The following is a 22,153-nucleotide window of genomic DNA, read 5'->3' as shown; positions in this document are numbered from 1 at the left end:
GCACATACGTTGTCGGGCATCGGTTTCCAGTTATCGGTTAGATCAGCACTCCGTAACGCAGGGCATCATAGATGCCCGCGTGAATGTTGCGGCTGTGGACGGCGTCGCCGATACGGATCAGGTCGAACGTGCCATCGGGATTGCGCGTGGCGATCGGATTTTCCCGTCGGATCAGCGCCTTGTAGTCGACGGCGCCAAGATTGCGGGAGAGGGGCTTCAGTTCGAAATAGAGGTCAGCCATCGGCATCGTGCCGTGCTCGACCACGACCTGCGCCACACGCCGCTCGGTTCTGGCGATCTCGGAGTAATCAGACCCCAAAGTCGCCACCAACGCGTTGCCGTCCCGCCGGACCGCCTTCAGCCGCGTGTTGATCGTCACCCGCACATTCTTCTCGGCAAAGGCCTTTGCATAAGGCACGTGATTCAGGCCGCCGATCTCCGGCGCGAAGTAGCGTTCCGGCGAAACCACCTCCAGCTCGACGCCGGCATTGGCGATCAGCTCCGCAGCCGTCATGGCGGAATGGGCGCCGTTGTCGTCGTAGAGCAATGCAGGCCCCTCGGGCTTCACGGCACCGGCGATGATGTCCCAGCTTGAGATTACTAGATCGTCACCCGATTCCAGTTCAGGATTCTGCGCGATCCCTCCTGTTGCAATCACGACGACATCGGGCGTGCGTTCGAGGACCTCGTCCCTGCCGGCAAAAACATTGTAGTGCACCGGCACGCCGAGACGTTCGAGTTCGGATAGCCGCCAGTCGACAATGCCGATCAGTTCCTTGCGCCTCGGATTGCGGGCGGCGAGCAGGATCTGTCCGCCAGCAGAGCCGGTCGCCTCAAGCACCTCGACGGCATGCCCGCGCTCGGCAAGGACGCGGGCAGCTTCGAGCCCGGCCGGTCCGGCACCGACGACGACGGCCTTGCGGATCGGGCCCGTCGTCCTCGAGATCACGTGCGGAACGATCGCCTCGCGCCCAGTTGCCGCGTTGTGGATGCAAAGCGCCCCGCCGCCCTCGTAGATGCGGTCGAGACAGTAGGTGGCGCCGACGCAGGGACGGATCTGCGCCTCCCTGCCTTCTTCGATCTTGCGGACGATGTGCGGGTCAGCGATGTGCGCGCGCGTCATGCCGACCATGTCGAGCTTGCCCTCGGCGATCGCATGTCGGGCCGTCGCCACGTCGGCGATGCGGGCGGCATGGAACACCGGGAATTTCGTTGCCGCGCGCACTTCGCCGGCGAAATCGAGATGAGGTGACGCCGCCATGCCCTGGATCGGGATGACGTTGGTCAGATGCGCGTCATGATCGATGTGGCCCTTGATGATGTTCAGGAAGTCGATCTTGCCGGATCCGGCGAGCCGTTTGGCGATCTCGACCCCTTCAGCCTTGGAAAGGCCGATGTCCCAGTCTTCGTCCGCCACCATGCGGATGCCAACAATGAAATCCGGCCCGACGGCCTTGCGCACGGCGTCGATCACCATGCTGGAGAACCGCATCCGGTTTTCCAGCGAGCCGCCGTACTCGTCCTCGCGCCGGTTGGTCGCCGGCGACCAGAAACCATCCATCAGGTGGCCATAGGCCTCGAACTCGATGCCGTCCAGGCCGGCGGCCTGTATGCGCTGGGCGGCGGCCGCATAATCACCGACGATGCGTTCGATATCCCAGTCCTCGATCTCCTTCGGAAAGGCACGATGGGCGGGTTCGCGGATGGGCGAAGCGGAAAGCACGGGCAGCCATTCGCCCTTATTCCAGCCGGTACGGCGACCGAGATGCGTGAGCTGGATCATCACGGCCGCGCCGTGCTCGTGACAGTCGTCGGCAATCTTCTTCAGCCACGGCACGATCTCGTCGGAGTAGGCATAGAGATTGCCGAAGGCCGGCGGCGAATCCTCCGAGACGATCGCGGAACCCGCCGTCATCGTCAGGGCGATACCGCCCTTCGCCTTCTCCAGATGATAGAGCCGGTAACGGTCCTTCGGCATGCCGTCCTCGGAATAGGCCGGCTCGTGCGACGTCGACATGATCCGGTTCTTCAACGTCAGGTGCTTCAACTGATAGGGCTGGAGCAGCGGGTCTTTCGAAAGCGACATGCGAATTGTCCTTGACGATTACATCAGTACCAAGCGTCGGCCATGCCGGCCTTGCGCCGCTCGACATAGTCACAGAGCGCCTCGTCGATCGCTTCGTCCAATGGCGGCGCTTCGTATTCGGCAAGCGTCTTCTTCCACTGGCGGTTGGCGCGTGTGGCAATATCGGTGGAACCGCCCTCCTCGCTCCACTTCTCGAAGGGCTCGTTGTCCGAGAGCGTCGAATCCCAGAAGGCGGTCTGGTAGTTGCGCATCGTGTGGTCGCAGCCGAGGAAATGGCTGCCGGGTCCCACTTCCAGAAAGGCGTCCATCGCCAGCGTGTTGTCGTCCACGGTGACACCGGCGAGATAGGAATGCAGCGCCCCACAAAGGTCGGCATCCATCACGAACTTCTCGTAGGACATGGCGAGCAACCCATCGAGGAAACCTGCCGAATGCAGGATGAAGTTGGCGCCGCAGTGGACAGCCGACAGCATCGACATCAACCCTTCCTGCATCGCCTGGCCGTCGGGCAACTTCGAGTTGGAAAAGTTGCCGGCGCAGCGCAGCGGCAGGTTCAGGCGACGGGCAAGCTGGCCAATCACCATGGAGCCGATTGCCGGTTCCGGCGTGCCGAAAGTGGGCGAACCGGATCGCAGCGACATGGACGAAAGGAAATTGCCGAAGATGACAGGCGCGCCCTTGCGCTCCAACTGCGTCAGCGCGCATCCGGCAAGCGTCTCGGCATAGGACTGGGCGATTGCACCGGCATTCGTGACTGGCCCCATGGCGCCGCCAAGGATGAAAGGCACGATCACGGCCGCCTGGTTCGCACGGGCATAGGCGCGCAACGACTTCGTCATCGTCCCGTCCCAGACAAGCGGCGAGTTGACGTTGACGTTGCCGAGAATGACGCAGTTCCGGTCGACGAAATCGGCGCCGAACAGGACCCGCGCCATGTCGATGGAATCCTCCGCCCGTTCTTCTGCCGTGATCGAGCCCATGAAGGCCCGGTCGGAATACTTGATGTGGCTGTAGACCATGTCGAGGTGGCGCTTGTTGACAGGCACGTCCACCGGCTCGCAGATCGTGCCGCCGGAATGGTGCAGCCAGGGGCTCGACTGGGCGAGCTTGATGAAGTTGCGGAAGTCCTCGATCGTGCCGTAGCGACGCCCCTTGTCGAGATCCATGACGAAGGGCGAGCCGTATGCGGGAGAGAAGACGACATTCTTTCCGCCGATCTCGACGTTGTTTGCCGGGTTGCGCGCATGCTGCGTGAACTGCGCAGGAGCGGTCGCAACAATCTCGTTCAACATGCCGGGCTCGAAACGCACGAGCAGGCCATCGACTTTTGCGCCCGCCCGCCGCCAGAGTTCGATCGCGGCCGGATCATCGCGGAATTCGATGCCGACCTCGGCAAGGACCCGATCGGCGGTGCGCTCGATCTTCTGCAGGTTCTCCTCGGAGAGAATGTCGTAGGTCGGGATGTTGCGCTGGATGTAGGGGACGCCCTTTGCCTTCGCTGCCCCCTCCCGGCGCTGGGGTCTGGCCCCGCGTGTCCGTCTTGTCGTGTTTTCAACTGCCGCCGTCGCCACCATGTCTCCTCCATAATCGGGAAAGAGGCTAGACGGGAAAAACGCCCGTGTAACGCTGGAAAAAACTTGGGGCAGATATAAGTTGGATTTATGGAAACCCTTCGCCGCCTCCTCCCCTCTGCCGCCAGCCTGATCGTCTTCGAAGCCGCGGGACGCCACCAGAATTTCACACATGCCGCCAAGGAACTCGGCATGACACAGGCCGCGGTTTCCTATGCCATACGGGGGCTGGAAGAACAGCTTGGGGTACCTCTCTTCCATCGCGCCCATCGCGCCGTCGCCCTGACCGAGGCAGGCGAACGATTTCACACCGAAGTGTCCCTTGGGCTGTGGCGCATCCAGAAGTCGGCCGAGGACATCCGCGCAAAGGGGCGCGAGGTAAATGTGACACTTGCGGCCTCGACCGCCTTTGCCTCAATGTGGATGCTGCCGCGGTTGGCGAAATTGCGCGAGGACCTGCCGGAGATCGATCTCAGGATCCAGACGAGCGTGCGCGACCTCGATCTCGAGGAAGAGCCGATCCCGCTCGGCATTCGCGGCGGCGACCCCGCCAATTGGCCGCGCTATCATGCTGCCCTGCTTGCGCCGGAGGTGATCAATGCCGTCGCCAGCCCCGCTTTCATCGAGGCGCACGGCATGCCGACGACGCCGCAAGACCTACTGAGCTTGCCGTTGATCCATCTGGAAGAACCGGTGCGGCAGGCCTGCGACTGGCCGGAGTGGTTCGCCAGTGCCGGACTACGCGATCCGGCGCAATCCCGACGCCTGGCCATCAACGACTACGTGCTTGTAATTCAGGCTGTGCTGGCAGGCGAAGGCATTGCGCTCGGCTGGCATCACCTGATCGCGCGGCAGATCAAATCCGGCGCGCTGATGCCGGTCGGCGAACATGTCCTTGAGACGGGATTGGCTTTCTATGTGGTCTGGCCGCGATCGCGGGAACTCAACAGCCAGGCGCGGCGCGTTCGCGACTGGCTGCTGGAAGAAGGCAGGCGGGATCTCTCCCAACCGGAAGAATGATGCGCGCCGGTCAGCGGCGCATGACAGGCTTCACTTCCTCGTGGAAGAAGCGGAAATAGGAAGAAATCTGCGCCAGGGCGTTGGTGTTGAGCTTGTACTCAATGCCGAGGCGCCCGTTGTTATACCAGCGCACCGTACCCGACAACTGCCCCAGTTCCTCGCTTTCAATCGTCACGATCTGGCCGGGCATGATCCGGATGGGGCTTTCGATATCGAGCGCCATGCCAGTCGGCGAAAGGTCGACGACCCGCGCCCGGCTCTTTTCATGCATGACCTTCACCGTCACGAAGATACGGACCTTGGAACGGTCGTTGCCCCTGACCGGCATATCCTTGATGTTCTGCAGCATCCTATTGCCCCGTTTCTTATTCGGATGCCGTTACGTTAGGAGGAGCGAATTTATTTCCGGCTAAGGCGATTGGTTAATGCGCGGTGTATTGCCCATTCCATCGCTCGAGCGGAGTCAACCGTAAGCCGCTTCTGCTTCGACGCGCATGTAGCGCTCAGCCAGGAAGCGCATCGTTGCGACCGCATCGGCGGGCTTTCCGTAGAAATAGCCCTGTCCCATGCCGCAACCGAGCGCCTTCAGTTTCAGAGCTTCGGAAAAATCCTCGATCCCTTCCGCCACGACCTCCAGGTCGAGCCCCTCGCACATCGCAACGATCGCCTTGATGATGTGTTCGGATACGCGATCGTCGGAGATGCGCGAAACGAAGGCGCGGTCGATCTTCACCTTGTCAAAGGTGAAGTCGCGCAGGCGGCCAAGACTGGACTGGCCGGTGCCGAAGTCGTCGAGCGAGACCCGCACGCCGGCGCCGCGCAGTTCCGCAACGATCTTCTGCGCCGTTGCCGCATCCGTCATCACTGCTGTTTCGGTGATTTCGAGCTCAAGCCGGCGGGGATCCAAACCGACCCGGTTGAGGATCGCAAGCGTCGTCAGGCTCGTCTTGGGGTCCATCAGTTGCGCCGACGAAAGGTTGAAGGAGAGAAACAGCTCCTTCGGCCAGGAGAGCGCGGCTTCGGCGGCCTTGCGAAGCAAAGTTTCTGAGAGGGTATCGATGAAGCCACGCTCTTCGGCAAGCGGCACGAAGACGGCAGGCGAAACGTAACCGAGATCGGCATCGCACCAGCGCGCCAGCGCCTCGAAACCGACCACCATGTCATTGCGGAGGCTGACGATCGGCTGGAAATGCACGTCGACTTCATTGGCCATGATCGCGTTGCGCAGCGCCTGCTCCAGATGGGTGGCACGCTTCATTTCCTGCGCGATTTCCTGCGAATAGACCGTTATCTGCCCGCGGCCGCGGCGCTTCGAGCGATAGAGAGCCGTATCGGCGCTCTTGAGCAGGTCAGCGAATTCTTCACCGGCAAAGGGATAGATCGCAAGGCCGAAAGAAGCTGACAGCCGAACGTTGCGGTCGCCGAGATCGAACGGGGCCGAGAGGACTTCGCGCAGCATCTGGCCGATCTTCTCAGCACCTTTGCGCTCGAAAACGAGAGGGAAGAGGAAGGCAAACTCGTCACCGCCGTGGCGCGTCACGGTCGCGCCGTCCGGGATGCAAGCTTTCAGGCGATGGGCGACCTGGCAGAGGATCTCGTCGCCGGCTTGCGGGCCGAAAAGGTCATTGATTGGTTTGAAGCCGTCGAGATTGGCGATGCCGACTGCGAAGGGGGCCGGGTCTTCGGCACGCTCGGCTGCAAGCTGGCGAACCTTATCCCTGAGGCGGTAGGTATTGCCGAGACCCGTCAGCGGGTCCGTGTAGGCCATGGCATGCAGATCGCTTGGAGAAACGTCCGTATCCGAATACTCACCCGACTTCATTCACTGACTTCCCGACACGTATCTGTCTCCGAGTGACAGAATGGGGCACGAGAATTAATAAACACATAGCAACCGGTTTCACTTTTTGCCTGCAGGCACCCGAAATGTCGGGAGTTGACAGCAATCCACACCCTCAGGCTGCATTCCTGTCGCGCTTCTGCGCCACGAACCGGTTATAGATGCTTTCGATCATGTCCGGACTGACGGGCTTGGTGATGTAGTCGTCCATGCCGGCGTCGAGGCAATTCTGCATGTCGACGTTCAATGCCTGTGCGGTGACCGCGACAATGGGTGTGCGGATACCGAACACCCTCTCCGCCTCGCGGATCTCGACAGTCGCATCAAGCCCGTTCTTGACCGGCATGGAAATGTCCATGAGCACCAGGCGCGGCTGATGCTTGTGCCACAGCGCCACCGCCTCCTCGCCGTTTTCGGCGATCCGGTGCGACACGCCCATACCTTCCAGAATCTGCGAAAAGACGAACTGATTGATCTGGTTGTCCTCGGCGACCAGGACTTCGATGTCACCGTGCACGATCGGGACCATCGCTTCGGGATCGGTCGCGATATACCAGTCGTCGAACAGGGCCGACGGGGCGGCGATGTCCGTTGGCAGATCTTCCACCATCACTTCATGCGGCTCGACGAGCGCCCGGAAGAAGTCCGTCCCGATACGATCCGGCGCTATGACCCGCACCGGCACGCCGCTTGCTTCAACAATTGCTGCATACCCGTCCATGGTCTCGTCGACCACTATGAGGTCAAGCCCGACGCCGGAACGGTTTGCAACCTCGAGAAACGCCCAAAATTCGTCAAGCGAGCGCACAGCACAGCAGTCCGCGCTGCGGACACGCAATTGGCCGATCAACAGGTCTTCCGTTCTCCGGGTTGCAGTCCCGACAAGGACCCGTTTACCGGCAAGATCGGCGTCGCCACCCGAGTTCCACTGCTGCAACAGTAGCCGCTCTTCCGTTTCACGAACCGGATCGAAGCAATTTTCCGCCTTCTGGAATTGCGTCCTCACCCGGAGCTTGAAACGGTTTGCAGCCATCCCGTGCTTCGGATCCACGATCTGGGTGACGTCGTCCATCAGCGTGACGAGCATAGAATTGTCTGGCGTACCGATCCTGTACTTGCGCGTGACGACGTAGAAGTGGCGGCCGTCGACACCGACAATATGCTCTTCGCATCTAAATGGTATGCCGGTTTCGAGCACACTGCGATCACTCTCGTCGATGCGCGCCGAATTTTCACCATCAACCAGATCCCACACGGTACGGCCGAGGATAGCTTCTTCCTCGAGCCCGTGAATAGCGCAGAATGCCCTGTTGACGGCGACATAGGCGAGATTGCGATCCTTGATGATCAGCGGATGGGGCAGCGTATCGAGAACCTGCTCGGTCAACGCGACCCGCACCTGGTCGGCGCGCCACTGTTCTTCCTGTTTTCGCTGATCGGAAACATCCGTCAGCGTCGAAACGTTGTATCCGTTTGGCAAACGCCGTTTACGGAAATGCACCCAGCGGTCCTTGCCGAGCCGCTCGACCATGTCGTGCTGTTCGCGCCAATGGGCGGAGATCCGCGCCGAGATCCAGTCCTCGCGATTGACCGTCTTGTGACGGTCTTCCGGCGGGATGCCATAACGGATGCCGGCGTCGAAGACCGCACCCAAAACGTCGCGCAGGCGCGCACCGGGGCGCAGGACATCGGCGCTGATTGGCAGAAAACGCTGGATCTGGCGGCTGGCGAAGACGAGGCAATCGTTCTTGTCATAGACGAACGCACCGACGCCGAGAAGGTCGCAGGCCGCGTCGAACATTCCAGATTGGATGTCTGCGTCAACGGACGCACCATCGTTCATTCGCTGCAGCCCCCGCCGCCCCTGGGATTAAAGATCCATGCTGATCGGGCAGAATGCCCTTGGACGCGAGGAAATTCAGCGGCCAGCAGCGCTGAAATCGTCCGCCGGTAGGATCCGGCTGGCTTGTGCTCATACAAGCGAGAAGCACACATTCTCAGCATTTTATTAAAGTCGAATTAAACGGCAAACGGCACGGAAATACGCCGCCACCTGAAATACCGGGAGAAGTGCGGCACAGGAACATTCGCCCTTTTCACATGGCTCCGAATCCCGGAAAATGCGGCCATGACGATACGCCAGCTCTCCGAAACCCTGATCAACCAGATCGCCGCGGGCGAAGTCATCGAGCGGCCGGCCAGTGCCGCCAAGGAACTCATCGAAAATGCCATTGATGCCGGCTCCACCCGGATCGAGATTGCGACCGCCGGCGGCGGCAAGACGCTGCTGCGCGTCACCGACAATGGCTCAGGGATGTCGCCCGACGACCTGACGCTCGCCGTCAGGCGCCACTGCACTTCCAAGATCAGCGACAGCCTCGAGGACGTCCGCACGTTGGGCTTTCGCGGGGAAGCGCTTCCGTCCATCGGATCGGTGGCCAAGCTGACGATCCAGAGCCGCACAGCCGCCGCCTCGGAGGGTTCGGAGATTTCCATCTTCGGCGGCCGGCTTGCGCCGGTGCGGCCGACACCGGCCAATCGCGGCACGGTCGTCGAAGTGCGCGACCTCTTCTTCGCGACACCCGCGCGGCTCAAATTCATGAAGAGCGAGAAAGCCGAGGCCGCTGCAATTACCGAGGTTGTGCGCCGCATGGCGATTGCCTTCCCGGCGGTCCGCTTCGTGCTTTCCGGTCCGGACCGCTCGACGCTGGAACTGCCCGCCACCGGTGACGACCGGCTCGCCCGCATCGCCCAGGTGCTGGGCAAGGACTTTCGCGACAACGCAATCGAGATCGATGCCGAGCGTGAAGGCGTACGGCTGACCGGTTTTGCCGGCGTTCCGACCTTCAACCGCGGCAACAGCCTGCAGCAGTTCGCCTTCGTCAACGGGCGGCCAGTGCAGGACAAGCTGATCTGGTCGGCGTTGCGCGGAGCCTATGCCGAGACGGTGCCGAGCGGCCGCTATCCCGTCGCCGTTCTGGACATCGCGATCGACCCGGCCCTCGTCGACGTCAACGTGCATCCGGCGAAGTCGGACGTGCGTTTTCGTGATCCCGGCCTGGTGCGCGGCCTGATCATCGGGGCGATCCGCGAGGCGCTGACGCGCGAGGGCGACCGCGCCGCCACGACTGGTGCCGCCGGACTGATGCGGGCCTTCCGCCCAGAGGCAGCCCGCCAGCAAGCATGGAGCCCATCGACATCACCCTATCGGCCGTTCGAAACACCACCAATCTCGAACGGTTTCTCGGACATGCAGCAAGCCGGCCTCGACATGGGTATCCGGCCCTCGGCGCGCGCCGAGCCGATCCCGTCCATGGTCCCGCCCGCTACCGATGCAGAACCACAACGTCATCCGCTTGGCGCCGCGCGGGCGCAAGTGCATGAGAACTATATCGTGGCGCAGACCGAGGATGGCCTTGTCATCGTCGACCAGCATGCGGCGCATGAAAGGCTCGTTTTCGAGGCAATGCGCAATGCGCTGCATTCCCGCCCCGTCCCCGCGCAAGCTCTTCTCATCCCGGAAATTGTCGACCTGCCGGAGGACGATTGCGATCGCCTCGTCGCCCATGCAGAGGCCTTCGCGAGATTGGGGCTCGGCATCGAGCGCTTTGGACCTGGCGCTGTCGCCATCCGGGAAACGCCCGCGATGCTGGGCGAGATGGATGCTGTCGGCCTTGTGCGGCAACTCGCCGACGAGCTCGCCGAATGGGACACGGCGAATGGCCTTGCAAGCCGCCTAGACTATCTCGCCGCGACCATGGCCTGCCACGGTTCGGTGCGCTCGGGCCGGCGCATGCGGCCGGAGGAAATGAATGCGCTCCTGCGCCAGATGGAAGCCACCCCTGGCTCGGGCCAGTGCAATCATGGCCGACCGACCTATATCGAACTCAAGCTTGCCGATATCGAGCGGCTGTTCGGCAGAAGCTGAAAATGCTGGCATTCGATGAAACACCGCGATATGGCACGGGAACTGCTGCCGTCCCCGAGTATCGGCAAGCAGGCGCCCGCGGAGCATGAAGGCCTCGCGACGCCCTTTCCCGGCCAGCAGACGAAGGCAACAGGAGATGCGGACGATGAACCGACTTGAAGGAAGCCGTGAGGCCAAAATCCGCTACCTCGATGGCGATTTCCAGATATTGATGCCCGGCGCCTATGTGGTCTGCGCCGTGACCGGCGAGCAGATTCCGATCGATGAACTGCGGTACTGGAGCGTCGCCCGCCAGGAGGCATACATCGATGCGGCTGCCTCGCTGGAGGGAGATAAGCGGGCGGGCGCCCTGCCAAATCAGACGCACTGATACGGCGACGCTTCTCTCCTAGGGCCGTCGCTGAGTCCCGAGCCTGCGCTTGCGGGCTGAATCCAGGGCGGCATCGATGATCTTGTCCGGCGCCCTGGGGTCGTCAAAGCGGATTTCGACCTCGATCACGCGACTCTTGCGCCGCAATTCTTCCGATCGCCCATGCCCGCCCGCAAGGCGCACGCTGTCCTTCGCAGTCGTCACGATGCCGTAGCCGTGCGCCTCGGCGTGGTCGAGAATATCCGTCACCTCGTCTTCCGTGAGATGATGGTGATCGGGAAAGCTGCGGGTGACGTAGAGCGAGGCACCGGTGCCCTCAACGGTGCGGAAGAACTTCTCGTTGTCGGCAATCCCGGACCAGGCCAGCACCGGCGTGCTGTTCAAATCCGCCACGTCGACGGTTGCAAGTCTCGCCGTATGAACGGGTTTGCCAGCCCTGGCCGCCTGCCGGATCAGCGCGTCTGCTGCGTTTCCGTCGCCGATCACCATGAGCGCCGAGGCCTGGTGCATCTGTTCGGAAAGTGGCGCGCGCACGGGACCGCTCGGGACTAGGTAGCCATTGCCGAGGCCGCGCCGAGAGTCGACGACGAGCAAAGCGTGATCGAAAACGAGCCGAGCGCTCTGGAACCCGTCGTCCATGATGATGAGGTCGACCCCCTCTTCCGCCAGTCGGCGGGCGCCCCCGACCCGGCGACGCGAGATCACGGTCAGCGCTTCGCGCGCAAGCAGGAGCGGTTCGTCGCCGACGTCACGCGCCCGATGACGCTCCGGATCGACCACGGTGATGACATCGAGTGAGCCGCCGTAGCCGCGGCTCAAAAATCCAGGGCGCAGGCCACGTGCCTTGGCCGCCCGCGCAAGCGCGATCGATGTGGGCGTCTTTCCGGCACCACCGACAGTGAAATTGCCAACGCAGATAACCGGGACTGGGATAGAAGCGCGGCGGGCGCGGCGCATGCGGGCGCCAGCGATCAATCCGTACAGCCGCGATACCGGCCACAGCGCGTAGGCGCGCCAGTCCGGCTTCGTCCACCAGAAAGGTGGAGCCTCAGAAACCATGCCTTCCCCCGATCAGTTCCGCCCTGCGACGGCAAGCCCCCGGCGCGATGTCCATGCATTGACCACAGCATACGGCCCGTCCGCTCCGGACGCTTGCCGCATTCGCACTAACAATGCCCGGAAAATCAAGGAATGCAACGGTATCAGGCTGTCGCCCGGCGCGGTGCACCATGATCCGGCAGCAAGGCCGGCAGTTCGGTGATGTCGTTGAGGCAATAGTCGGAGGCGGCGGACAGAGATTCCCGCGATCCGGTTCCCGTCAACACGGCAACCGTCAATCCGGCCCCGGCGCTGCGCCCCATGTGCAGATCGTGATTGTTGTCGCCGACGACGGCGACCTCATGCGGATCGAGCCCGGTGGCGGCGCAGAAACCCAGCACCATGCCCGGTTCCGGCTTTATGCCGAAGCCGCTGTCATAGCCGGCGACGTAGTGGAGATAGCTGTCGAAACCAAAGCGGCGCGCGGTCTCCCGAATGGACTGTTCGTTGTCACTCGATGCGACGCCCAGCCGATAGCCCTTTTCATGGAGTGCAGCGAAAAAACCGGCCAGGTCCGTCACCGCCACGGCCATGGATGCCGATTGTGCGAAGAGGCCGTCGAACAGCACGGAAAGCTCGGTCACAGTCATCGGCGAACCGGCGGCAACCATTCCCTCGGCGATTTCGACAGTATTGCCGGCGGCAAGGAGCGTATCGGGGGCGACATGACCGGTATCCGGGTCCATCCCACCCGCAACAAGCAGCCGGCGGGCCAGCCCCTCGTCACCCTTGGCAGCGATGCGGGCGAGTTCATAATTCACCGGCACCCAGCTTTTCGCATAGTCGAGCAGTGTCCCGTCCTTGTCGAACAGGATACCGGAAATCGTGCGAGTCTTTTCCATTGCGTTCTCGATCATCATACCTCGCGCGGGTGAAGCCGCGCCTTTACCGTCAATGGATTGAGATAGGGCTCCAGACCACGGACAGTTTCGGTCAGAGCGCCGCGCATCTCCTGCAGGGTATCCTGCCCCGCCGCAATCATCTTGTGGCGCATCTCGTCGTTGATCAGGAGGTAGCCAACGCCCTTGGTCAGCATCTCCACATCTCGCACCATCTTGGCGCTGCCGCTCTTGGCCAGCCGTTGATAGCTTTCGCGGAAATTCTGCACATTCGGGCCGGAGAGAACGGCACAACCGAGCATAGCCGGCTCAAGGGGGTTCTGCCCGCCCTCGCCGCGAAGCGAACGGCCGACGAAAGCAATTTCCGTCATGCGCAGATAAAGCCCCATCTCGCCGATTGTGTCCCCCAGGAAGATATCGGTCTCCGCCGTGAGCGGATCATTGCGCGTCCGGCGCGCAACTTTCAGTCCGTTGGCGACAAGCTCTTCTTCGATCGCGTCGGCACGCTCAGGATGGCGCGGCACCACGATCGTGAGGAGCCCCAAACGTTCCCTCAACGTGGCGTGCACGGTGCCGGCTGCCAGTTCCTCTCCTTCGAACGTGGAGATCGCCGCCCAGGTCTTGCGGTCGCCGAGTTGGTTCCGGTAGGCGGAGAGACTTGCGGGATCGTAGGGCGGCGCGTCCGTATCCACCTTCAGATTGCCGGAGACGAGAACCGGCAAGGCGCCAAGGGTGCGAAAACGCTCCGCGTCCGCCTCCGACTGGGCAATGACAAGGGCGAACTTTTCGAATAACGCGTCGGCAAGTGCCGGCCGCTTCTTCCACCGTGCGAAGGAACGATCGGACATCCGCCCGTTGACGAGCACCTGTGCTATGTGGCGCGCCCCAAGTTCGAGGATCGTCATCGGCCAGATCTCGGACTCCACCATGATAGCCAGGTCCGGGCGCCAGTGGTCGAGGAAGCGACTTATCACCGGCTTCAGGTCGAGCGGCACATACTGATGAATAACGCTGTCGCCGAGCCGTTCCCGAGCCACGCGGGCCGAAGTGACGGTCCCGGTGGTGAGAACGACGTTGATCCCCCGCCTGCGAATTTCGCGGATCAGCGGCGAGACAGCATTGGTCTCCCCGACGCTTGCGGCGTGGACCCAGACGAGCGGACCGGCAGGGCGCTCGACGCTGGCGCGGCCGAAGCGTTCACGCCGACGGCCACGCTCTTCCTTGCCCTTCGCCGCCCGTATGGCCAGGTAGGGCCGCATCACCGGATAGAGGCCGAAGCCGACCCAGCGATAGGCGGACAGGGCCAGGCGCGCGAGAGCGTTGCTCATCGGCACCCACCGGCTGCGTTGATCCGTCCGAAAGACTTCATGGAGGTTCCGGTTGTTGTTTGCCCGCGGCATCAAGGTCAGCCGCAAGGCGAAAAGAAGGCGTCAGCCGTTCTCTGGATCGAGCAGCTTGTGCATATGCACGATGAAATAACGCATGTGCGCGTTGTCGACGGTCTGCTGCGCCTTAGACTTCCATGCCGCCAGGGCGCTCGCGTAGTCAGGAAAAATCCCGACAACGTCGAGATTGTCGAGGTCACGAAACTGCACATCCTTCAGCGTCGCCAATTCGCCGCCGAAGACGAGATGCAGGCGCTGTTTGCTGTCGCCGGTCTCTGTCATGGTGTTCTCTTCAATTGTGATATTTTTCACATCGGATTTGGGACATCCGCGCGAAAAGGTCAATGGTCGGCGAGGTCGCACGAGGCGCTTATCAACCTTCCGAGCCATGAATTACCCGCCGCGCACAGGACATCGTGGCGGACTTCTGGCCGATTGTAGGTGAGTGCGGCACCGTCCAGCGCCACAAGCGCGCCGCCGGCATTGGTGAGAATGAGATCGGCAGCAGCGAGATCCCAGTCGTGCGAGTTGACCTTGACCAACGTGCCGTCGATCCGGCCGTCCGCCACCATTGCCAGACGATAGGCAAGCGACGGAACGTGCGGAATGCGCTGGATCACACCGAGCGTTGCGCGGTCCAGACGAGCAACCATGTCCTCCGCGCCGGCCAGCCGCAAGGGCCCTCCTTCGCCGGGCTCTGACACGCGCACGCGCTTGCCATTCCTCAAGGCCGGTCCACCGAGCCTCGAAGCAAAAGCCTCATTCAACGCGGGCGCCACAAGCACGCCAGCGACGGGATGCCCTTGATGGACCACGGCGGCACTGACGCACCACAGGTCCCTGCCGGTGATGAAGGCGCGCGTGCCGTCTATAGGATCGACGACAAACAACGTATCGCAGGAAAGGCGGGCCGGATCGTCGTCGGTCTCCTCCGACAGCCAACCGTAGTTCGGACGTGCCGCAAGCAACGTCGATTTCAGGATGTCGTTGGCGGCAATATCCGCCTCGCTGACGGGCGAACGTCCTTCGTTCTTCCACCAGACCTCAGGCTCTTTGCGGAAAAATTCCATCGCCCGGGCGCCCGCCGCCTGCGCGGCCTGGAGCAACAGATCGAGATCATCCTCCCATTCAGACTTACTCTCGATCGGCATGTGCGCTCCAGTTTCCTTGATCGGGCCTGCGTACTCATTTACCTGCGAGCGTCATGCCCTCGATTGCGAGCGTCGGCGCTGCCACACCGAACTTCCGGTCGATGTCGTTGGCAGGCGTCATCCGCATGAACATGTCGGTCAGGTTGGACGCGATCGTCACCTCGGAAACCGGAAAAGTAAGCTCGCCGTTCTCGATCCAGAAGCCGGAGGCACCGCGGCTGTATTCGCCGGTCACCATGTTGACGCCGTGCCCGATGAGTTCGTTCACGTAGAAGCCGTTGCCGACCGAGCGGATGAGATCCTCCGGCGAGATATCGCCCGGCTCGAGTGCCAGGTTCGTCGATGCCGGACTGACGGCGGTGCCGCCGCGCACGCCACGGCCGTTCGTATGAAGGCCCAGTTCGCGCGCGGTGGAAGTCGACAGGAACCAGTGGTTCAGAACACCATCCTCGATCATGACGAGGCGCTCGCCTGTCACCCCTTCGCCATCGAACGGGCGTGAGGAAGATCCGCGGACGACCAGCGGATCATCGGTGACAGAAAGACCGGTCTTGAGAACCTGCTTGCCCATCTTGTCGCGCAGGAAGCTTGTCTTGCGCGCCACGGAGGCGCCATTGATGGCGCCGGCGATATGGCCGGCCATGCCGCGCGCCATGCGCGGGTCGAAGACGACCGTGAGGTTCTTGGCCGTCGGCACCTGCCGCGGGTTGATGCGCTTGACCGCACGCTCGCCTGCCGTGCGGCCGATGTCGACAGCGTCACGCAGATCGGCGAAATAGAGACGGCTGTCGAAATCGTAGTCCCGCTCCATCTTGGTGCCCTCGCCCGCAATCACGCTGACGGAGCGGCCGAAGCGGCTCGCCGAATAGGCGCCGGAGAACCCGTGCGAGGTGGCAAGCACGAGACCGCCCATGCCGGCTGAAGCGCCAGATCCGCCGGAGTTTGTCACGCCAGAGACGTCGAGAGCGGCCGCTTCCATCGCAAGTGCGGCCTCGGCAAGGCTGTCCGAAGAGACGTCCGTCAAGTCGAATAGCTCAAGGTCCGGCCAGGTTTTTGCGAGGTCGGCCGGATCGGCGAGTGAAGCGAAGGGATCCTCGGGCGAGGCCTTGGCCATCGCGACAGCTCGCTCGGCTAGAAGCTGGAGATCGAAGCCCGGATTGGCCGAAACGCTCGCCACACGCTTGCCAATGAAGACGCGCAGGGAGAAATCATCGCTCTCCGAGGCTTCCGTTCCCTCGACTTTGCCGAGCCGCACAGTGACGGACCGCGAGCGGCCGCGCACGACCACCGCATCGGCTGCTTCGGCGCCTGCTCTCATTGCACGGTCGATAAGCTCGCCGGCGCGGGCGAGAAGGCTTTCGGAATCGATTGTCTCGGACATGATTTGGCCTTTCATTCCTGCCCCATTTATTGTGCAGTGGCAGAGGCATCAAGGGTCGAGCCTGTGATTCTTGGCCAGCACCGATCTTACATGTCGAAGGACCCCAACGCGCATGGCAAACACGCATGCCCTGTTCGCAGAAGCATTGCTCCTCCTCGGAGGGGCGGTACTGGCTGCACCGATTTTCAAGAAGCTCGGGCTCGGGACCATTCTCGGCTATCTCGCTGCGGGCATCGTGATCGGCCCGATCCTGCATTACATCCACGACGGCGAGGAGATCCTGGGGGTTGCCGAACTTGGCATCGTCTTCCTGCTCTTCCTCATCGGGCTGGAACTGCAACCGTCGCGTCTGTGGCAGATGCGCCGGGAGATCTTCGGCCTCGGCACTGCGCAGGTCGTGGCGAGCGGATTGGCGCTGACGGCCCTTGTCCTTGTGATGGGCGTGGAGGAATGGCAGGCGGCGCTGATCATCGGCTTCGGGCTTGCGCTGTCCTCGACCGCCTTCGCACTGCAGATCCTGGACGAGAAAGGCGATACCAACACCCGCTATGGGCAGCGTTCCTTCTCGCTGCTGCTGTTCCAGGATCTCGCCATCGTTCCGCTCCTTGCCCTGATCCCGCTCCTGGCGAAACAGACGCCGGAGGACACGACCACTGCGCTTCAGGACTTCATCATCGCAATCGCGGCCATTTCCGCCATGTTGGTGATCGGACGTTACGTTCTCAACCCACTCTTCCAGGTGATCGCCCGCACTGGTGCGCGTGAGGCGATGATTGCAGCCGCCCTGTTCGTCGTTCTCGGCTCGGCGACGCTTTTGCAGTTCGCCGGGCTCTCGATGGCCATGGGCGCTTTCCTCGCCGGCGTGCTACTTTCGGAGTCATCTTACCGACACGAACTCGAGGCCGACATCGAACCCTTCCGCGGTATCCTGCTCGCACTCTTCTTCATGGCAGTCGGCCTGTCGCTCGACCTCGACGTGGTGTTCCGCAACTACCAGATCATCCTCGTGGCAGTGCCGGCGCTAATGCTGGTCAAGGCGATCGTGATCTATCTGATCTGCCGCATGGGGCGCTCGCCACACAACGATGCGGTGCGCGTGGCGTTGCTTTTGCTGCAGGGCGGAGAATTCGGCTTCGTGCTTTTCACCGCTGCCGCCGCGGCTGGTATCTTCTCTTCCGCCGTCGCTTCACTGCTGGTGGTGATCGTCACCGTTTCTATGGCACTCACACCGCTCGCCTCACTGCTGGCCGGACTACTGATCCGCGAGGACAGCCGGGAAGAGATTGCGGAGGATTTCGAAGGTGCGGGCTCCGACGTGCTGATGATCGGCTTCTCCCGTTTCGGGCAGATCGCCGCGCAGATTCTTCTCGCCGGCGGGCGTGACGTGACCGTCATCGACTTTTCCGCCGACCGCGTCCGGCAGGCGGCGAGCTTCGGCTTTCGCATCTACTTCGGTGACGGAACACGCAAGGAGGTGCTGCGCGCGGCCGGCATCGAGCGAGCCAAGATCGTCGCCGTCTGCACCCACAAGGCCGAGATCACCGACCGGATCGTCGACCTGGTCCAGTCCGACTACCCGAATGCCCGCGTGTTCGTTCGTTCCTACGACCGCATCCATACACTGGCACTGCGGGCCCGCGGCGTGGATGTCGAAGTGCGCGAGACCTTCGAATCCGGTCTGCTCTTCGGCCGCAAGACCCTGGAAGAGCTCGGCGTGAGCGACGACGAGGCGCTGGCGATCAGCGACGACATCCGCCGCCGCGACGAAGAGCGCCTGATCCTGCAAGCAGCCGAAGGGCTGACCGCTGGCCGGCACATGCTGCATTCCCGTCCGGTAAGACCGGAACCGCTGATCAAGCCGAAGCATACCGAGCAGGTGCCAGACGACGACGAGGAGGACATCCCCGTCATGGCTAGGTCGGCGGCTGACTAAGCTGCCCGCTAAACCCGCCCGACGGTCGTGCGAGCCGCTTGTCCAGCGCACGCTTGAGATCGTCTCGCACACCTGCGGAATGATCGAGGATCTCCTTCGCCCTGACGAAGTCGAGAACCCGGAACCGGCCGACTTCCGGCTGGAGAAATATGTCGGGCTGGCACTGTTTCAGCTTGAGCGCGATCATTGAGCGCATCGTCAACTGACTGGCGCCGTAGAGGCTGTCGATGCTGTTGGGAATTGCACGCTCATCGCCGGTAGGCTTGCCGACGACATCGACGCCGATGGTGATGTCTGCCGTACCCACGAGGTGGTCGAACGGCACGGGATTCCAGAGCCCGCCATCGATGAGAATGCGCCCACCGATCCGCACGGGCAGAAACACGGCTGGAAGCGCGGCCGAGGCGGCGAGCGCCGGAAACAGGGAGCCGCTCTCCTGCACGCGTTCGCACTGTTCGTAAAAATCTGCCGTGATGACCTTCAGCGGGATCTGCAGTTCCTCGAAACGCTCGGGCATCTGCGGATGCAGAAAGGCGCGCAGGAGGCGTTCAAGATTGAACTGACCGATGCGAAGCCCGCCGGACCAGGCATCCGCAAGTGTCGCGGGCCGCAGGCCCCAAATGCGGGCGAGCGCCTCTGTGGGACGACCGACTGCGGCGAGTGTATGACCGCGAATTTCCTTGCCGCTAAGGCCTGCCGCCATCGCCGCGCCCATGATCGCGCCGATCGATGACCCGGCGATGAGTTTTGGCCGAATGCCGAACTCGTCGAGGACTTCGATCACATGGATATGCGCAAGCCCCCGTGCGCCGCCGCCGCCGAGGGCGAGCGAAACCGTCGGCGTCGAGTGCACTGCGGCGCTCTTTGCGGCATCCGGGTTGGGGGCATCGGCCAGCATCGAACCTCCTCTGCCCGCAGGGTCTCAGGCGGGCGTATACCGGTAGAAATGCATTCGCGTATCGCCGAACGCACGAACCTCCAAGGGCTCGTAGCCACCGACGGCCGCGGGCGTCACATCGGCGCGCTCTTCCAGAATGGCAAGGGCGCCCGGCACAAGCCAGCCGCCTTTTGCCGCCGCGTCAAGGGCCTTCTCTCCGAGACCACGGCTGTAAGGCGGATCGGCGAACAGCAGGTCGAACGGCTCCATAGTTCCGACCCCGCCAAGCGACGTGGCATCGCGCCGAAAGATCTTCGCCCGGCCCTGCAGGCCGAACGCCTCGATGTTCGTGTGGATCAGGCCGCGGCCTTCCACGCCCTGCTCAACGAAGAGTGCGGCGCGGGCGCCGCGGGAGACCGCTTCAAGACCGACGGCGCCGGTCCCGGCGAACAGATCGAGGACCCGCGCTCCCTCAAGGTGATCCGGGTAGGCATGCGCCAGAATGTTGAACAGGCTTTCGCGCGTGCGGTCCGTGGTCGGCCGTATGTCATCGCCTTTCGGCGTAGCGAGCGCACGGCCCCGCAATGTTCCCCCGACAATCCGCACAGCGCGTCAGTTCCCTCGTCCGCGCGGCTTGCCGCCGGCGGGGCGACCGCCACCCGGCTTGCCTGCGGGCCTGCCGCCACCAGGCTTTCCACCCGGGCGGCCACCTGCCGACTTGCCGAAAGACGGCTTTCCACCAAAGGATTTCCCGCCCGGCTTGCCACCGAACGCACGTTCTCCACCCCGACCGCCGGAAGGCTTGTCACCGAAAGAACGTTCCCCGCCTCGGCCACCAGAAGGCCTGTCACCGAAAGAGCGCTCGCCCCTGTCGTTTTCACGCCCGCGGAAAGGTCTGTCTTCGCGCTTGCCGAACGGCTTGTCGCCGCTCCGCTCGCCGAAGGGCTTGCCGCGCGGCTTGCGGTCGTCGCGCCCGGGGCGATCACCGAAATCGCGCGGTGCACGCTCGTCTCCGGATCGCGAGCGGCCGAAGCCACCGCCGCGATCGTCACGCGACTGCGCTTCCGGTTCGCTGGCGCGGATCCATTCGCCGCCTTCATCCCCGGCGCCGAGAACACGCGGACCGCGCGCGCCACGGTTGCTGTCTCGGTTGCGGTCGCGATCGCCGCGTTCCTCGAAACGGCCGCCGGGCTTTTTCCGGTCGGGATCGAATTTATGCGTCGACTTCGTCGCCTCGCCATCCCGGGTCCGGCCATAGCGCTTGGTCTTTGGAGCGCCTTCCGGCCGGTCACGCGGCGTGCGCTTCACGGCTTCCTCACCCTCGGCCGCCTTCTGACCCTTCTCCGCCACGGGGCGTGCGCCGGGTGCCATCCAGACGTTGGATTTGCGCGCGCGATGACCCGGCTCACGCTTCGGCCGGTCGTCAAAGCGGTCATCGTCGCGGTCACGTCCGCGATGCTCGCCCCGCTTGTCTCCAAACCGGTCGTCCCGCTTCGTATCAAGGCGCGCCCGCGCCTTCTCGCGGCGATCGCCGTCCTTTTCCCGGAATGACGAAGGCCCGCGCTCCTCGCGGCCACCCTTCTGGGCGCGCGTGAGGGCTTCTTCCTTGTCGTCGTGCTGCTGATCGAACAGAGGCGCCTCGAAATTCGCCTTGGCTTCCTCGATCAGCCGCGGACCGAGCTGGTCGCGCAGCGTGCGGCCACGGATTTCCTGTGCGTGCCCTTCCGGCAGGTCGCCGAGCTGGAACGGGCCGTAGGAAATACGGATCAGGCGGTTGACCTCCAGACCAAGCGCGCCGAGCACGTTCTTGATCTCGCGGTTCTTGCCTTCGCGAAGACCCATTGTGATCCAGACGTTCGAGCCCTGCACCTTGTCGAGCGTCGCTTCGATGCCGCCGTAGAGAACGCCGTCGACGGCAATGCCGTCCTTCAGGCCGTCGAGTGCTTCCTGTTCGATCTTGCCATGGGCGCGCACGCGGTAGCGGCGCAGCCAGCCGGTCGTCGGCAGCTCGAGAACGCGCGCAAGGCCGCCGTCATTGGTCAGAAGGAGAATGCCCTCCGTGTTGATATCGAGCCGGCCGATGGACATCACCCGCGGCAGGTCCGCCGGCAGGTGCTCGAACACGGTCGGGCGGCCTTCAGGATCGGAGTTCGTCGTCACCAGGCCAGCGGGCTTGTGATAGAGCCACAGGCGCGTGCGCTCGATGCCGCGGATCGGCACGCCATCCACCTCGATATGGTCCGCGAAGGTGACGTTGACGACCGGCGTGTCGAGCACGGCGCCGTTCAGGCTGACCCTTCCCTCCATGATCATGCGCTCTATATCGCGGCGCGAGGCCACGCCTGCGCGCGCAAGCAGCTTGGAAATGCGCTCCGGTTCCTGTCCTGCGGAATGGCCGGATGCGGCAGCGGGGGCGCTCGACTTGGCCTTCTTTCCGAAGTCGCGTTCGGTGTCCTTCCGCGGTCCTTGCGATTTTGCGGGACCGCGTTCGGATTTTGTGAAGCCGCCCGCCTTCGCGCCCGCGCCAAACGGCTTCTTGCCGGCAGGCTTGCCAGCGCCGTCACGGGGCTTGCGATCGCGGTCGAAGGGCTTTGCGCCCGGCCGTTTTGGCTTGTCTCTGGATATCATATGTTGTTTGCCTAGCGTTTTGGCGTGTCGTATCAGGTCAGGCGAC

Annotated in this window: 18 protein-coding genes; 4 read left to right on the top strand and 14 right to left on the bottom strand. The window is 63.1% G+C overall.

The window, feature by feature from the left end:
* Nucleotides 1-37 precede the first annotated feature (37 nt).
* Nucleotides 38-2,086 carry an NADH:flavin oxidoreductase gene (locus IB238_RS01030; RefSeq protein WP_192242569.1) on the bottom strand — a complete coding sequence of 683 codons (2,049 nt, stop codon included), beginning with the start codon at nt 2,084-2,086 and terminating at the stop codon, nt 38-40.
* A gap of 23 nt (nt 2,087-2,109) precedes the next feature.
* Complete coding sequence (locus IB238_RS01025; protein ID WP_192242567.1) at nt 2,110-3,660, bottom strand: trimethylamine methyltransferase family protein; 1,551 nt, start codon at nt 3,658-3,660, stop codon at nt 2,110-2,112.
* A gap of 87 nt (nt 3,661-3,747) precedes the next feature.
* Here IB238_RS01025 and IB238_RS01020 point away from each other — a divergent pair, with 87 nt between their 5' ends.
* Nucleotides 3,748-4,677, top strand: coding sequence for a LysR substrate-binding domain-containing protein (locus IB238_RS01020; protein ID WP_192242565.1), 930 nt, complete (start codon nt 3,748-3,750; stop codon nt 4,675-4,677).
* Between the two features lie 10 nt (nt 4,678-4,687).
* Here the strand turns inward: IB238_RS01020 and IB238_RS01015 are convergent, their stop codons facing one another.
* The 3 genes from IB238_RS01015 to IB238_RS01005 all read right to left on the bottom strand — a co-directional run bounded on the left by IB238_RS01015 (nt 4,688) and on the right by IB238_RS01005 (nt 8,360).
* On the bottom strand, nt 4,688-5,026 hold the full coding sequence (locus IB238_RS01015; RefSeq protein ID WP_246723462.1) for a PilZ domain-containing protein: 339 nt from the start codon (nt 5,024-5,026) through the stop codon (nt 4,688-4,690).
* A 114-nt stretch (nt 5,027-5,140) separates the two neighbouring features.
* The gene (locus IB238_RS01010; protein ID WP_192242563.1) at nt 5,141-6,499 is read right to left on the bottom strand and encodes an EAL domain-containing protein; all 1,359 of its coding nucleotides are present in this window, start codon (nt 6,497-6,499) and stop codon (nt 5,141-5,143) included.
* A gap of 133 nt (nt 6,500-6,632) precedes the next feature.
* Nucleotides 6,633-8,360 carry a response regulator gene (locus tag IB238_RS01005; RefSeq protein WP_192242560.1) on the bottom strand — a complete coding sequence of 576 codons (1,728 nt, stop codon included), beginning with the start codon at nt 8,358-8,360 and terminating at the stop codon, nt 6,633-6,635.
* A 285-nt stretch (nt 8,361-8,645) separates the two neighbouring features.
* Between IB238_RS01005 and mutL the strand changes: the two genes are divergently transcribed.
* Together mutL and IB238_RS00995 are read left to right on the top strand one after the other, a co-directional pair.
* Nucleotides 8,646-10,445, top strand: coding sequence for a DNA mismatch repair endonuclease MutL (mutL, locus tag IB238_RS01000; RefSeq protein WP_192242558.1), 1,800 nt, complete (start codon nt 8,646-8,648; stop codon nt 10,443-10,445).
* Between the two features lie 145 nt (nt 10,446-10,590).
* Complete coding sequence (locus IB238_RS00995; protein WP_192242556.1) at nt 10,591-10,815, top strand: DUF2093 domain-containing protein; 225 nt, start codon at nt 10,591-10,593, stop codon at nt 10,813-10,815.
* Between the two features lie 18 nt (nt 10,816-10,833).
* Here the strand turns inward: IB238_RS00995 and lpxK are convergent, their stop codons facing one another.
* The 6 genes from lpxK to IB238_RS00965 all read right to left on the bottom strand — a co-directional run bounded on the left by lpxK (nt 10,834) and on the right by IB238_RS00965 (nt 16,669).
* On the bottom strand, nt 10,834-11,874 hold the full coding sequence (gene lpxK, locus IB238_RS00990) for a tetraacyldisaccharide 4'-kinase (RefSeq protein WP_192242554.1): 1,041 nt from the start codon (nt 11,872-11,874) through the stop codon (nt 10,834-10,836).
* 143 nt (nt 11,875-12,017) lie between these two features.
* Nucleotides 12,018-12,755, bottom strand: coding sequence for an HAD family hydrolase (locus tag IB238_RS00985; protein WP_192242551.1), 738 nt, complete (start codon nt 12,753-12,755; stop codon nt 12,018-12,020).
* Nucleotides 12,756-12,769: 14 nt separating this feature from the next.
* Nucleotides 12,770-14,080 carry a lipid IV(A) 3-deoxy-D-manno-octulosonic acid transferase gene (gene waaA / locus IB238_RS00980; RefSeq protein WP_192242549.1) on the bottom strand — a complete coding sequence of 437 codons (1,311 nt, stop codon included), beginning with the start codon at nt 14,078-14,080 and terminating at the stop codon, nt 12,770-12,772.
* Nucleotides 14,081-14,182: 102 nt separating this feature from the next.
* Nucleotides 14,183-14,419 (bottom strand): DUF4170 domain-containing protein, encoded by a 237-nt coding sequence (locus IB238_RS00975; RefSeq protein ID WP_192242547.1) that lies wholly within the window; start codon nt 14,417-14,419, stop codon nt 14,183-14,185.
* A 59-nt stretch (nt 14,420-14,478) separates the two neighbouring features.
* Nucleotides 14,479-15,288 carry a 3'(2'),5'-bisphosphate nucleotidase CysQ gene (locus tag IB238_RS00970; RefSeq protein ID WP_192242545.1) on the bottom strand — a complete coding sequence of 270 codons (810 nt, stop codon included), beginning with the start codon at nt 15,286-15,288 and terminating at the stop codon, nt 14,479-14,481.
* Nucleotides 15,289-15,322: 34 nt separating this feature from the next.
* A complete protein-coding gene (locus tag IB238_RS00965) occupies nt 15,323-16,669 on the bottom strand; it encodes a TldD/PmbA family protein (RefSeq protein WP_192242543.1) in 1,347 nt (448 codons plus the stop codon).
* 112 nt (nt 16,670-16,781) lie between these two features.
* Here IB238_RS00965 and IB238_RS00960 point away from each other — a divergent pair, with 112 nt between their 5' ends.
* Nucleotides 16,782-18,602 carry a monovalent cation:proton antiporter-2 (CPA2) family protein gene (locus tag IB238_RS00960; protein ID WP_192242541.1) on the top strand — a complete coding sequence of 607 codons (1,821 nt, stop codon included), beginning with the start codon at nt 16,782-16,784 and terminating at the stop codon, nt 18,600-18,602.
* Here the strand turns inward: IB238_RS00960 and IB238_RS00955 are convergent.
* From IB238_RS00955 to IB238_RS00945, 3 genes are read right to left on the bottom strand one after another with little or no spacing between them, the layout of a single operon-like run.
* Nucleotides 18,583-19,500, bottom strand: coding sequence for a patatin-like phospholipase family protein (locus IB238_RS00955; protein ID WP_192242539.1), 918 nt, complete (start codon nt 19,498-19,500; stop codon nt 18,583-18,585). The two genes, IB238_RS00960 and IB238_RS00955, sit on opposite strands and share 20 nt — an antisense overlap.
* A gap of 24 nt (nt 19,501-19,524) precedes the next feature.
* Nucleotides 19,525-20,085, bottom strand: a complete 561-nt coding sequence (gene rsmD, locus IB238_RS00950) for a 16S rRNA (guanine(966)-N(2))-methyltransferase RsmD (protein ID WP_192242536.1) — start codon at nt 20,083-20,085, stop codon at nt 19,525-19,527.
* A 6-nt stretch (nt 20,086-20,091) separates the two neighbouring features.
* Nucleotides 20,092-22,107 (bottom strand): pseudouridine synthase, encoded by a 2,016-nt coding sequence (locus IB238_RS00945; protein ID WP_192242534.1) that lies wholly within the window; start codon nt 22,105-22,107, stop codon nt 20,092-20,094.
* Between the last annotated feature and the right edge of the window lie 46 nt (nt 22,108-22,153).

The sequence above is a fragment of the Rhizobium sp. ARZ01 genome (assembly GCF_014851675.1).
Classification (GTDB): domain Bacteria; phylum Pseudomonadota; class Alphaproteobacteria; order Rhizobiales; family Rhizobiaceae; genus Mycoplana.
Note: the sequence above shows the minus strand (reverse complement) of the source record. Positions and strands in the feature narration are given on the sequence as shown.

Bases quoted from the DNA above. Each gene is read 5' to 3' on its own strand.
- IB238_RS01030 (WP_192242569.1), bottom strand. From the start codon at position 2,086: ATGTCGCTTTCGAAAGACCCGCTGCTCCAGCCCTATCAGTTGAAGCAC.
- IB238_RS01025 (WP_192242567.1), bottom strand. From the start codon at position 3,660: ATGGTGGCGACGGCGGCAGTTGAAAACACGACAAGACGGACACGCGGG.
- IB238_RS01020 (WP_192242565.1), top strand. From the start codon at position 3,748: ATGGAAACCCTTCGCCGCCTCCTCCCCTCTGCCGCCAGCCTGATCGTC.
- IB238_RS01015 (WP_246723462.1), bottom strand. From the start codon at position 5,026: ATGCTGCAGAACATCAAGGATATGCCGGTCAGGGGCAACGACCGTTCC.
- IB238_RS01010 (WP_192242563.1), bottom strand. From the start codon at position 6,499: ATGAAGTCGGGTGAGTATTCGGATACGGACGTTTCTCCAAGCGATCTG.
- IB238_RS01005 (WP_192242560.1), bottom strand. From the start codon at position 8,360: ATGAACGATGGTGCGTCCGTTGACGCAGACATCCAATCTGGAATGTTC.
- mutL (WP_192242558.1), top strand. From the start codon at position 8,646: ATGACGATACGCCAGCTCTCCGAAACCCTGATCAACCAGATCGCCGCG.
- IB238_RS00995 (WP_192242556.1), top strand. From the start codon at position 10,591: ATGAACCGACTTGAAGGAAGCCGTGAGGCCAAAATCCGCTACCTCGAT.
- lpxK (WP_192242554.1), bottom strand. From the start codon at position 11,874: ATGGTTTCTGAGGCTCCACCTTTCTGGTGGACGAAGCCGGACTGGCGC.
- IB238_RS00985 (WP_192242551.1), bottom strand. From the start codon at position 12,755: ATGGAAAAGACTCGCACGATTTCCGGTATCCTGTTCGACAAGGACGGG.
- waaA (WP_192242549.1), bottom strand. From the start codon at position 14,080: ATGAGCAACGCTCTCGCGCGCCTGGCCCTGTCCGCCTATCGCTGGGTC.
- IB238_RS00975 (WP_192242547.1), bottom strand. From the start codon at position 14,419: ATGACAGAGACCGGCGACAGCAAACAGCGCCTGCATCTCGTCTTCGGC.
- IB238_RS00970 (WP_192242545.1), bottom strand. From the start codon at position 15,288: ATGCCGATCGAGAGTAAGTCTGAATGGGAGGATGATCTCGATCTGTTG.
- IB238_RS00965 (WP_192242543.1), bottom strand. From the start codon at position 16,669: ATGTCCGAGACAATCGATTCCGAAAGCCTTCTCGCCCGCGCCGGCGAG.
- IB238_RS00960 (WP_192242541.1), top strand. From the start codon at position 16,782: ATGGCAAACACGCATGCCCTGTTCGCAGAAGCATTGCTCCTCCTCGGA.
- IB238_RS00955 (WP_192242539.1), bottom strand. From the start codon at position 19,500: ATGCTGGCCGATGCCCCCAACCCGGATGCCGCAAAGAGCGCCGCAGTG.
- IB238_RS00945 (WP_192242534.1), bottom strand. From the start codon at position 22,107: ATGATATCCAGAGACAAGCCAAAACGGCCGGGCGCAAAGCCCTTCGAC.